General features: G+C 70.0%; 11 protein-coding genes. 3 read left to right on the plus strand and 8 right to left on the minus strand.

The features are described from left to right. Positions 1–10: 10 nt before the first annotated feature. From AC5DRG_RS49145 to AC5DRG_RS49155, 3 genes are all read right to left on the minus strand, one after another. The gene (locus tag AC5DRG_RS49145; RefSeq protein WP_491806833.1) at positions 11–784 is read right to left on the minus strand and encodes a cytochrome c biogenesis CcdA family protein; all 774 of its coding nucleotides are present in this window, start codon (positions 782–784) and stop codon (positions 11–13) included. Then, positions 781–1,476 carry a TlpA family protein disulfide reductase gene (locus AC5DRG_RS49150; protein WP_491806835.1) on the minus strand — a complete coding sequence of 232 codons (696 nt, stop codon included), beginning with the start codon at positions 1,474–1,476 and terminating at the stop codon, positions 781–783. The genes AC5DRG_RS49145 and AC5DRG_RS49150 overlap by 4 nt, the downstream gene beginning before the upstream one ends. Positions 1,477–1,877: 401 nt before the next feature. Then, a complete protein-coding gene (locus tag AC5DRG_RS49155; RefSeq protein ID WP_491806836.1) occupies positions 1,878–3,737 on the minus strand; it encodes a PA domain-containing protein in 1,860 nt (619 codons plus the stop codon). Between the two features lie 319 nt (positions 3,738–4,056). On the opposite strand from AC5DRG_RS49155, the gene AC5DRG_RS49160 reads away from it, so the two are divergent. The 3 genes from AC5DRG_RS49160 to AC5DRG_RS49170 all read left to right on the plus strand — a co-directional run bounded on the left by AC5DRG_RS49160 (position 4,057) and on the right by AC5DRG_RS49170 (position 5,614). Next, positions 4,057–4,374, plus strand: coding sequence for a metal-sensitive transcriptional regulator (locus AC5DRG_RS49160; protein ID WP_491806837.1), 318 nt, complete (start codon positions 4,057–4,059; stop codon positions 4,372–4,374). Between the two features lie 479 nt (positions 4,375–4,853). Continuing rightward, positions 4,854–5,093 (plus strand): hypothetical protein, encoded by a 240-nt coding sequence (locus tag AC5DRG_RS49165; protein ID WP_491806838.1) that lies wholly within the window; start codon positions 4,854–4,856, stop codon positions 5,091–5,093. Further along, positions 5,090–5,614 (plus strand): hypothetical protein, encoded by a 525-nt coding sequence (locus AC5DRG_RS49170; RefSeq protein WP_491806839.1) that lies wholly within the window; start codon positions 5,090–5,092, stop codon positions 5,612–5,614. Before AC5DRG_RS49165 ends, AC5DRG_RS49170 begins: the two co-directional genes overlap by 4 nt. On the opposite strand, the gene AC5DRG_RS49175 is transcribed toward AC5DRG_RS49170, so the two are convergent. From AC5DRG_RS49175 to AC5DRG_RS49195, 5 genes are all read right to left on the minus strand, one after another. Beyond that, the gene (locus AC5DRG_RS49175; protein WP_491806840.1) at positions 5,607–7,889 is read right to left on the minus strand and encodes a heavy metal translocating P-type ATPase; all 2,283 of its coding nucleotides are present in this window, start codon (positions 7,887–7,889) and stop codon (positions 5,607–5,609) included. The genes AC5DRG_RS49170 and AC5DRG_RS49175 overlap by 8 nt on opposite strands. A gap of 111 nt (positions 7,890–8,000) precedes the next feature. Beyond that, a complete protein-coding gene (locus AC5DRG_RS49180; RefSeq protein WP_491806842.1) occupies positions 8,001–8,294 on the minus strand; it encodes a heavy-metal-associated domain-containing protein in 294 nt (97 codons plus the stop codon). 441 nt (positions 8,295–8,735) lie between these two features. Then, a complete protein-coding gene (locus AC5DRG_RS49185; RefSeq protein WP_491806843.1) occupies positions 8,736–9,149 on the minus strand; it encodes a cupredoxin domain-containing protein in 414 nt (137 codons plus the stop codon). A 253-nt stretch (positions 9,150–9,402) separates the two neighbouring features. Beyond that, the gene (locus AC5DRG_RS49190; RefSeq protein ID WP_491813369.1) at positions 9,403–10,272 is read right to left on the minus strand and encodes a DUF5134 domain-containing protein; all 870 of its coding nucleotides are present in this window, start codon (positions 10,270–10,272) and stop codon (positions 9,403–9,405) included. 224 nt (positions 10,273–10,496) lie between these two features. Then, a complete protein-coding gene (locus AC5DRG_RS49195; protein WP_491806844.1) occupies positions 10,497–11,231 on the minus strand; it encodes a hypothetical protein in 735 nt (244 codons plus the stop codon). Positions 11,232–11,572 lie beyond the last annotated feature (341 nt).

The raw sequence follows: 11,572 nt of genomic DNA on the forward strand, positions 1-11,572 counted from the left end.
CCGCAGCGGTTCACAGGGGCAGCTGGAAGCCGGTGATCAGCGTCTGGAGCCGGGCGATCAGCTGTCCCCACCAGCCGGTGACCTGCATGACGCCCACCGCCACCAGCAGCAGTCCGCCGAAGCGCATCACGGCTCGCGCGTGACGCCGCGCCCAGGTGAAGCGGCGCATCGCGCCGTCGAACGACGCCGCCGCGAGCAGGAAGGGAATGCCGAGGCCGAGGCTGTACGTGAACGAGAGAACCGCCCCGCGTCCCGCGCTCGCGCTGTCGGCCGCCATGGACAGGACGGCCGCGAGGGTGGTGCCGATACAAGGCGTCCAGCCGATCGCGAAGAGGGCTCCCAGCAGCAGCGCGCCCGCGAGCCCTGCGCCGGGCCGGAAGGAGGGGCGCCAGCTGAACCCGGCCCACGGCAGCTTGTCGAGGAGTCCGGCGAAGACCAGGCCCAGCACGATGGTGAGCGAGCCCAGCACGATGCCGAGCGTGCGCTGCTGTGTCAGCAGTACGGCGCCCGCACCGCCGAACAGTGCGCCGTAGCTGGTGAAAACGGCGGCGAAGCCGACCACGAAGAGCAGGCATCCGACCAGGACCCGCCATCGCGCGGTGTGCCTCGCGGCGTCGGCGGCATCCGCGCCGGACATCCCGGCGACGTACGAGAGGTAGCCCGGGACCAAGGGTAGGCAGCGCGGGGAGAAGAAGGACAGGGCTCCGGCGGCGAGAGCCAGGAGGAGGGCGAGAGCGAGCGAGCCTGCCATGACCGTGTCGCCGACGCCGGCGGCGAGCGTCACTTGGCCGTACCTCCGCCGTTCTTCTCCGACTTCCCCGCCTTCTCGGCGGCGAGGTCCTTCACCAGTTCGCTCAGCGTCGTGTACGTGGTCCGGCCGATGATGCGGGCGGCGATCCGTCCATCGCGGTCGATGAACACGGTGCTGGGGACCGCCGACAGCGGAATGCGGCCGTTGAAGCCCAGCAGCAACTTGCCATAGGGGTCACGGAAGCTGGAGTACGTGATGCCGTAGTTCCGTTCGAAGGCCTTGGCCGCCGCGTCGGTGTCGCGCGTGTCGACGCCGACGAACTGTACGCCGAGGTCATGTGTCTCGTCGGACGCCTTCTTCAGGGCGGGGGCCTCGGCGCGGCACGGCGCACACCAGGAACCCCACACGTTGAGCACGATCACCTTGCCGCGCAGGTCGGCCAGGTCCAGGCTGTCGCCGGCGATCGTCGTGCCGTTGAGCATCGGTGCCCTGGGTCGCTTGCCCGCCGGGTACTGGGTGAGCGCCTGCTGGCCGGAGCCGGCCGCCTTCGTGGTGCCCGACGAGCCGGATGTCGTGCCCGTCCCGCACGCGGCCAGCAGCAGAGCGGCCGCGATCACGCCCGTCGCCTGCCGTAGGCCCCGGTGACGGGCGCGTGGACGGCCGGCGCCTCGGCCCGCCGACGGTGCTGTGGGGGCGGACTGTGTCCGGGGTGCCGTAGGGGGCACGGCTGTCTCCTTCGCCGACAGCTTGGTCAGAAGCTTCTAAGTAGCTTAGGTAAGCTGCTCGGGTGTCCTTGACCCGGGGGTCTGGCGGAGGGGGCGGGCGGGGTGGCCCTCATGTGCCCGGGGTGCCGTGGCGGTGCCGCTGCTGGACTCATTACCCCTGGGGGGTATCTTTCCTGTTATGGGTTTCCGAGAGGTGGCTTCGATTCGTTCGAGCCGCCCCTGCCGGTCCGTGTGCGGAGTGGGGACGGCCGAAGTGGTCCTGTTCAAGCAGGTGTTGGGCCTGTGTCTGAAGCTGCGGCTCGTCGTGTCCGGTTACTGCTCCAGGACCACCGGCTGACGTGCCGGGCGGGGCCCCGGCTGTGGCGCTGACGCCGTGTAGGACCCCGCCGGGCCAGGCCGACTCAGTGGCCGGTGTACTCGAAGATGTAGAGCCCGTAGTCCCGGTCGGACGCCGCCACGTACTCCTTGCCGTAGGAGTTGAAGGTCTGGACGCCCCAGAAGTTGTTGCCGCCCTCGTCGACGAAGCGGCCGACCTCCACGAGCTTGTCGTTCTTGATCTTCGTGACCCTGAATCCGCCCGCGTAGTAGGCGAAGTACGCCAGGTCGGGCCGGACGCCGGAAGTCGCCACCTCGTGGACCGTCAGGTCGCCCGAGCCGGAGGCGTACGCGGGGTCCTGGCCCTCCGGGATGGCGTACGTGTCCAGCTCGGTCATCTTCCCGCCCTTGCTGCGGTAGAGGTGCGCGTAGCCCCAGCCGTCGAAGTACGAGGTGAAGGTGAGCCGGTCGCCCTTGGTGCCGATGTCCACCGGCAGGGCGGCGGGACCGGTGCCGGCGAGGCAGTCCTCGTTGCTGTAGGGCTGGTCGAAGGCGGCGAAGCCCTGGCTGCGCGGCGCGACGCCGAAGGTCGGCAGGGTGCCCTCGACGCTCATGCCGCTCTGCGCGTCGCAGGCGTCCGAGCCGGTGCGGTTGAAGACGAGGACGGCGTCGTAGCCGCCCGCCGCCTCGACGCCTGCGACCTTCTCGGTGAAGGTGCACACGCCGCGCTCCACGACGGCTATGTCGACGGCCGCCGGGTCGCCCGCGGGGACGGCGGGGCTGTCGTTGCAGCCCAGGCCGACATAGACCGTGCCGCCAGTGATGGTCCTGCCCGCCTCCAGGGGAATGCCCTGTCCGGCGGTTACGGCGGTGTCGTCGTCGAGGTTGCGGGCCGACAGCGCGTACGGGCCGAAGTCCTCGTCGGCACCGATGACGTACCGGTTGTCGAGGGTGAACTCGGCCTCGTGGCCGTTGCCTTCGGGCGCGACGGTGCGTCCCTGCTCGGCGCCCTCGGGGTCGGGGTCGGTGAAGTCGGTGTCGCCGATGTACTTGATGTTCTCGGGGTCGGTCACGTCGAGCGCGACGTAGCCGGCGTCCCAGTAGGAGGCCAGCATGACCTGGCGGCCGCGGATGTTCTTGACGACCATGTCGTGCAGGAAGACCTCGGTGAGGTTCTCCGGGGCGGCCTGGAGGATCTGCGGGAAGGTCTCGTCGAGGTCGTACTCGGCGACGAGTTGCGGCTTGGCCGGGTCGGTGATGTCCATGATGTCGACGTCGGTGCCCTCTTCGTTGTCGACGATCACGGCGTACGCCTTGCGGCCCGCGTCCCACGCGAACACGCTGTGGATCTGGCGGGCGATCTCCGTCGTCTCGCCATCGAGGGTGAAGTCGCCGACACCCTCGGCGAGCGTCTTCGGCTTGGTGGGGTCGGTGACGTCGTAGATGTTCATGCCGCCGACGCCGGTGTCGCCGCAGATCTCGTTGTTGCTGACGAGCACGTCGCCGTTGAAGGACGGCGTGGAGATGTGCACGGTCTGGATGCCCTCGCCGGGGGCGCTGCCCGCCGGTGCCGGGATGAAGCCGACTTCCTTGGGCTTGCTCGGCTTGCGGATGTCGACGACGTGTACGCCGGTGTTGTCGCAGCCGACGCCGCCCCAGGAGGCGAGGTAGGCGTAGCCCTTGTAGACGCCGACGTCGGCGATCTTCCCCTCGACGACGTTGCTCAGCTTGAGTTTGCTGACCAGACGGACGTTCTTCTGCGTGGCCGGCAGGTGTTCTTCGTTGCCGCCGTGCTGGTCGTGGCCGTGGGTGGCCGCCGCGTTGTCGATGGCGCCGTCGGTCGCCGAGACGCCGTCATGTGCCTGTGCGGAACCGGCGAGAGCGGTCGTGGCGAAGAGTATCGCCGCGAACACGCCCACGCCGGTGCGTCTGTGGGTCTTGCGCATGCTGGACCTCCACTCGTGCGGCCGGGGTCACCGGCCCTTGAACGAGGTGATGCCGGTCACCAACTGACCGGCATCGCGAAGGTACTTAGTGCGTTGGTCAACGGAAAGGTCTTTAACGAGATCGTATTTTGCCGGGACTTGGGGGAGCGAGGCGCGCGACGGCTGGCTGACAGTGGAGGAGGACGTGCGAATAGGAAGCCCTTCGAGTGTGTGAAGATCGCAGGTCGGCGTGGCCGGTTCAGAGCATGCCGTTGACGGACGACGGCGCCGAGTGCGTTCGCCTTCCGCCCGACGCTGCCACGTAATACCCTTGGGGGGTATGGGGCAACTTGAGCAAGTCGAGGCTGAGCAGGTGCCACCGGGCTACCACGACGACAAGGAGGCCGTCCTCAAACGACTCCGTCGTATCGAGGGGCAGATTCGTGGTCTGCAGCGCTTGGTGCAGGAGGATCAGTACTGCATCGACGTACTCACGCAGGTCGCGGCGACCACCAAGGGTCTCCAGGCGGTGGCCATGCAGCTGCTGGAGAAACATTTGGACCACTGCGTGCGCGAGGCCATGGCGGCCGGGGGAGACGTGGCCCGGGACAAGGTCACCGAAGCGTCGCAGGCCATCGCGCGGCTCCTGCGCACGTGATCCCGGTCCGGGGCTTAGTGCGCTCCTCCGTGGCGCTGAGGGCTGACGCCGTCCTGGTCGGCGGGACGACGTCAGCGCACTCTGGGGCGGGCGCTGCGGCTGACCGGCTCCTCCCTCCCGTGCCATGGCCTGCCGGATGCCGCATGAGCCGACGGGCCCTGACCGGGATTCAGGCGACTGGGAGACGCGCATCCCCTAAGAAGGTTAGTATTCCTGGCGGGAAAGGGAGGGGACACGCCTCCCCATCGAGCCGCGCTGCTGCACTGTCCGTTACTGGGTGTCGGCCCTGGTGGTCCGCAGCAGCGCGGCGGCTTCGGACCGCCGTCGCCGGGAGCGAAACGTCGACCAGCGAGGCCGTAGGCGGGCAGAGCCCCGACTCGAAGCGTCTCCACCAGCCGCGCGCACAGGCAGAGGAGAGCGCTACTCCTACGCGACCTGCCCGTGCGCGCGCTTCCGTACTTCGGCACGGGAGATACCGCGTGTCAAACCTGCCGTACCAGCGCACCGTTGCTTGGGTGGACGACTTCGCCAAGCCCGCCGACCCGGGCCGGCGGGACACCGACTGGGCTGTGAGGGAAAGGGACTTCTCCCTGCACGGCCGCCGTTTCCACTATGTCGGCCACGGCTCGGGCGCGAAGACGTTCCTCTTCGTACACGGAGTGGGCGGACGCCGGCTGCACTGGAGAGCCTCCCCGCCCTCGCCCGCACGGATCGCGTGACCGCTCTGTCCTCCCCCCTCTTCGAGGCGCTGAGCGCGGGTGTGCCCGCGCCCGCCCCGCTGGGCCGTCGTATCGCGACAACGCCACGGCTGCGGCGGTTCGTCTCTGGCCCCGGCTGGTGGGACCCCGCCGGTGTCCCACCCGTCGTGGCGGCGCCGCTGATCGACGGAGCGGGTGCTCGCGGTGTCCTGCCCACGGCTTGCGCGGTGGCGGGGGAGGACACCTTCGCGGGGGTCGAGAAGGTGCGGTGCCCGGGCCGTGTGGTGAACGCGGGTCGTGATTCCGTCTCGCCCGTGTCGCGTCTTGGCGGCTTTGCTCGTGCCGGCGTCCCGGTGGAGACCGTCCTCCTGGAACGCACCGGCCGCGTGCCGATGCTGGAACGTTCGACGCCGATGTGGGGCGTTTCCTGGACACGCTCGGCGATGACTGAGCGAACGGATACGGAGAACTCCCAGCGCCGAGGCGCCCGGCCGGAAGGGTCGGGCGCCTCGGTCATCGGCGTTGCTTGCGTACTTACTTGAAGGACCGCAGCCGCAGGCTGTTGGTGACCACGAAGACCGACGAGAAGGCCATCGCGGCGCCCGCGATCATTGGGTTGAGCATGCCGAGGGCGGCGAGCGGGATGGCGGCGACGTTGTAGCCGAAGGCCCAGAAGAGGTTGCCCTTGATGGTGGCCAGGGTCCTGCGGGAGAGGCGGATCGCGTCGGCGGCCACGCGCAGGTCGCCGCGTACGAGGGTCAGGTCGCCCGCCTCGATGGCCGCGTCCGTGCCGGTGCCCATGGCCAGGCCCAGGTCGGCGGTGGCGAGGGCGGCGGCGTCGTTGACGCCGTCGCCGACCATCGCGACCGTACGGCCCTCGCTCTGCAGCCGCTTGACCACGTCCACCTTGTCCTGGGGCAGGACTTCGGCGATCACCTCGTCGATGCCGACGGCCTTGGCCACGGACTCGGCGACGAGCTGGTTGTCGCCGGTCAACAGGACGGGCGTCAGGCCCAGCCTGCGCAGTTCGGCCACCGCTTCGGCGCTGGTTTCCTTGATGGCGTCGGCGACGGTGAGGACACCACGCGCCTCGCCGTCCCAGGCGACGGCGACAGCGGTACGTCCTTCCGTCTCCGCGGCGGCTTTGGCCTCGGCCAGCTCCTGGGGGAGGTCGATGGCCCACTCCTTGAGGAGCTTCTCGCGGCCGACGAGCACCGCGTGGCCGTCGACGACGCCCTGGACGCCGAGGCCGGCGATGTTCTCGAAGTTCTCCGGGACGGGAAGGCTTCCGGTCCGCTCGCTTGCGCCGACCGCGATGGCCTGGGCTATGGGGTGCTCGGAGGCGTGCTCCAACGCGCCTGCCAGTCGCAGCAGTTCGTCCTTGTCCACGCCAGGGGCGACGTACACGTCCTGGAGGGTCATGCGGCCCGTGGTGACCGTGCCGGTCTTGTCGAGGACGACGGTGTCGACGCGGCGGGTGGACTCCAGGACCTCGGGGCCCTTGATGAGGATGCCGAGCTGGGCGCCGCGGCCGGTGCCGACCATGAGCGCGGTCGGCGTGGCGAGTCCGAGGGCGCAGGGGCAGGCGATGATCAGGACGGCGATGGCGGCGGTGAAGGCGGACACGGTGTCGCCGGTGGCCCCGAACCACGCCCCGAACGTGGCGATCGCGATGAAGATGACGACCGGTACGAAGACCCCGGAGATCCGGTCGGCGAGGCGCTGCACCTCGGCCTTGCCGTTCTGCGCGTCCTCGACGAGCTTCGCCATCCGCGCGAGCTGGGTGTCCGTGCCGATGTGGGTCGCTTCGACGACGAGCCGCCCGCTGGCGTTCACGGTCGCCCCGGTGACGGCGTCCCCGACGGTCACGTCCACCGGCACCGACTCGCCGGTCAGCATGGACGCGTCCACCGCCGACGCACCCTCGACGACGGTGCCGTCAGTGGCGATCTTCTCCCCGGGCCGTACGACGAAGCGGTCACCGACCGCCAACTGCCCCACCGGGACGCGCACTTCCTTGCCGCCGCGCAGCACCGCGACGTCCTTCGCGCCCAGCTCCATGAGCGCCCACAGCGCCGCACCCGACTTCCTCTTGGCGCGAGCCTCCAGATACCGGCCCGCGAGGATGAACGTCGTCACCCCGGCCGCGGCCTCCAGGTAGATGGAGGAGGAACCGTCCCCGCGGGAGACGGTGAACTCGAAGCCGTGGCGCATGCCCGGCATCCCGGCGTGTCCCCAGAACAGCGCCCACACCGACCAGCCGAGCGCGGCGAGCGTGCCGATCGACACCAGCGTGTCCATGGTCGCGGCGCCGTGCCGCAGGTTCGTCCAGGCCGCCTTGTGGAACGGGAAGGCGCCCCAGACCACGACGGGAGCCGCGAGGGTCAGCGACAGCCACTGCCAGTTGTCGAACTGTAGGGCCGGAACCATCGCCATGAGCACGACGGGCACGGTGAGCACCAGCGAGATGTACAGGCGCTCGCGCAGGGACGACAGCTCGCCGTCCTCCGCCGGAGCGGCCTGCGCCTCGTTCTCGTCTCCCGTGTCGGATGCGGGCGGGGGCGGCTCCTCGGCGGTGTAGCCGGTCTTCTCGACGGTGGCGATGAGGTCGGCGACCTCGACGCCTTCCGGGAAGGAGACCTTCGCCTTCTCGGTGGCGTAGTTGACGGTCGCGGTGACGCCGTCCATGCGGTTGAGCTTCTTCTCGATGCGGGCGGCGCAGGAGGCGCAGGTCATGCCGCCGATGGAGAGCTCGACCTCGGCGGCGGGCGTGGGCGCCGTGCCGGGGAGTGTCTTTTCGGGAGCCGTGCTGGTCATGCGTATCTCCAGGGGGAGGCCGGGACGTACGGCGTCCGTATCAGCGGAGCGGTACGTCCCGGCGCGGGAGGAATTCGCGTGTCCGGGGTCGTGGTGGCCCCGAAGGCGTCGTCAGGCGCGGCTGACGAGCTTGTAGCCGGCCTCGTCGACGGCGGCGCGGACGGCCTCCTCGTCGAGCGGGGCGGCGGACGTGACGGTGACCTCGCCGGTCTTGGCGACGGCCTGGACCGCGGTGACGCCGTCCAGGGCGGATATCTCCTGGGAGACAGCCCCCTCGCAGTGGCCGCAGGTCATGCCGGACACCTTGTAGACGGTGGTGACGCCGACGCCCTGGACATCGACCGTCGTGCCGGAGCCGCAGGAACCGGAGCCGCAGCAGGAGCTGGCGCTCGTCTCAGTGGTCATGGCTACTTCCTCAGGTGTGGATGCGTGGGTTGCTCGCCGGGAAAGGCGGTTGGCCGCCCTGTCCTCCCAACGGATGGCAACGCTATACCCCCTGGGGGTATTTCGCCACCCTGTGGTGCTGCCCACGCGATCTGATTGGAGCGGATCCTGTCCACTGATCTGCTTAGTAGGCGTCGCGAGCTGCGGCGACAACGTCACATCGAGGCGACGGTGAGCGGGATGCACCGCCGGGATCTGGACGGTGCGCCCCGAGCGGTGGTCGCTGACGCCGGCGGGCGCCGGATTTTCTCGGCCGGGTCCATAGGCCTGCTCCGGGGCGGGCCGGCCGTGGCTTTCGGGCTTCTCGGCGTGAGAGCGACCCGCGTCAGGACGGAGATGGGCGTGCCCGCGGCATCCGCCGTCCCCGTGGTCTGACGCCGCGGCAGCATGGCCTCGGCCGGCTCAGCGGACGATCAGAGTGCCTGTCATGTTCGGGTGGAAGGTGCAGACGAAGGCGTACTCGCCGGCCTTGGACGGAGCCGTGAACGTCCCGGACTTTCCGCCCGCGATGTTCCCGGTGTCGAAGGCGTCGCCTTCCGCGGCCGTGACGGTGTGTGCGGCGGAGTCCTCGTTCACCACGGTGATCTTCTCGCCGGGCTTCACCTGGGGATTCGCCGGGCTGAACGCGAAGTTCTCCATCGTGATGCGAGCCGCGCCGGCGGGGGCGGACGAGGGGCTCGAGGACGACGTGGCCGGGCTGGGCGAAGTCGTGGCGGGTTCGTTGTCCCCGTCGGAACAGGCGGTCGCGAGCAGCAGGACGGCGGCTGCTCCGAGCGCCAACGGGAGGACACGCCTGCCGAGCTGTGAAGGCGACATAGGACCGGACCCTTCGGACGGGCGCCCGCGGGTGGCCTGCGCTGGTGGTGATCACGGAGTCCGAGCCCGCCCGGGCACATGGATCGCTTGTGTCCATTCTCGCCGTCCCGAAGCCTGAATACGAATTGGCTTCGCAGATTCGGGTCGCTGCTGACTCCTGTCCCCGGAGATGCGGCGCCGATGTCGATCACGGTGGTCTGCGCTCCCGCACCGGGAAGGCGCCGTCACCAGGCCGGTCAGCGATGACCGGCTGTCACGCGGCCATCATCAGCAGCATCGCGGACATGGTGCCGCCCATGCCGATATGGGCCGCCAGGGCCGCGTCCGGCGCGGCTCCCAGCTTGCGGCGCCGTCCGTGCCCGGACCGCTGCGCCATCCCCGTCCTGTCCCACACCGAGATCGTCAGCGACGCCAGGAAGACGAGCACGGTGTCCGGCATGGCGAGCAGCCAGCGGCCCCACGTGGACCTGGAGCGGGCTCCCCGTCCGCTGCCACCCGTGCCGCGGACCCTGGCCCACACGGACGCGCCGATCGAAAGGAGGAAGTACACGGCGAGGGCCGCGATCACGAACCGCCACAGGGAACCGGACCCCGCGGAGGAACCCGCGTCGACAGCGGTACTCGCCATGCCCGACATGTCCATCCCCGGCATTGAGCCCATCCCCTCCATGGACTCCATACCGGCCATCTCGTGCGTGCCGGTCGTGCTCGCCATGTTCTCCATGCCCGGCATGTTCGCCATGGAGGAGCCGCCCAGGGCGAGCACCGGTCCGGATGATGTACTCGTCATGGCGAGCGTCATGATCACCATGCCCGCGCTGCCGACGATGAGGTGCACCCAGTGGCGGCCGTGCTTCCACCCGCACGTGCGCGTGTGCTTGACCGCCATCGCCACGGCGCCGAGCCCGAGGATGCCGAACGCCACCGCCCACCACGCGCCGTAGCCCGCGTACCAGCCGACGGTCGCCGGCAGCGCCATGGCCGCCATGCACAGACCCATCAGCAGGTCGCCGCCCGCCGCGTACCGGGCCTCACCGCCCGTGGTTGCCACCCGGACCGCGCTGACGGCGGCCACTAGGGCGGCGACCACCGCCACGGCCCAACTGAGCGCCAGAATTCCCATCTTCACCTTCCCGATCGTCCGAGCACGGCGGGCCCGCGCTTCCGGCGCCGCCTCGTCCTACGAAGCGCCCAGGGGCGCCGCGTGGACATTGACTGCTAGTGCCCTTAGTACGTTTCGGGGCCGGACGGTGTTCAGGTGGCCGATGGGATTTCGTGTCGCGGCCTGGCTGACGACTTGCTCAGGTGGTCGGTTCTCGTGCTGGGCCGCGCGGTGACCAGGCCGCATCAACCGAAGTCGTTGACCTGGTCGAGCGTCGTGGGGCGGGTGTCCTGCCATTGCCGCGGGCTCAGCAGGCGGGTGCGCTCGGCTATGCGACGCAGCGCGGCGATGGCGCCGTCGTCGAGAGGGGCACCGCTGTAGCCGACGTAGGCGACGACGCCGGGCTCCGGCTCCCATGCCAGTACGGCGTTGCCGCCGAGCCCCGAGGCCACGACCGCGGGCTTGCCGCGCACAGTGCCGGCAGGCTGGGAGTCCACGGTGTACAGCCGGTCCTCGAAGCCGCCGCAGCGGGCCACGCCGGTGAAGGTCAGGCCGTTGGAGAGTTCCTCGGACTCACCCACCTCGCCCGAGCCGTAGCGTGCCTCCCGCAGGACGTGCGGGCGTATGAAGCCCGTCACCACCACCGAGAATCCCGACGGCGCCCTGACCTCCGGACGCCCGGACGCGACCGTGGTCGCGGTGGCGATCGCCACTAGCCGCGATCGCGGCAGGTCCCCTCGGATACGCGCGTACGAGTCTGCGAGAGGCCAGACGATCTCACCGTTCCGGTCCCACCCCGCTGCGCCGCCGATCCGGATCGGGCGGCCGACTCGGGGCTTCGACACAGGAAACGTCACCACCGCGCCGTCGCGCGCCAGCGATCCGTCCGTACGCCGCACCGTCACCGTCCATGGACCGGCACTCGCCGTCCGGTCGTGCCGGTTCAGTGCACCCTGCTCCAGGGCGACTCCCGTGATCACCAGGCCGGGTGTCTCATCCCGTGCGACGGAGGCGTCCGGACCGTCAGGGAAGGGGCTGCCGGCAGGCGATGAAGGCGATGGCGAGCTCCGGGGCGCTGCCGACCGCGGGGTGCTTTCCCTGTTCACGGCGATGAGGCTCACCACAAGTGCCGCGATTGCCACCGCGGCCATCGCTGACACGATCAGCCAACGCGGCGGTTTCCACGGCGGGCGCTCCGGGCCGCCGCTGAGAACATCGCTCACGCCCCGAGCCTCCTCCCCGACGGGACAGCCTTACCGCACGGGACCGCATCGGTCTCCTCCGGCTCATCCCTGTTGGGCCGCGCGCCGGCAAATCCCTT

It is taken from the genome of Streptomyces sp. JLBG701, from assembly GCF_058544905.1.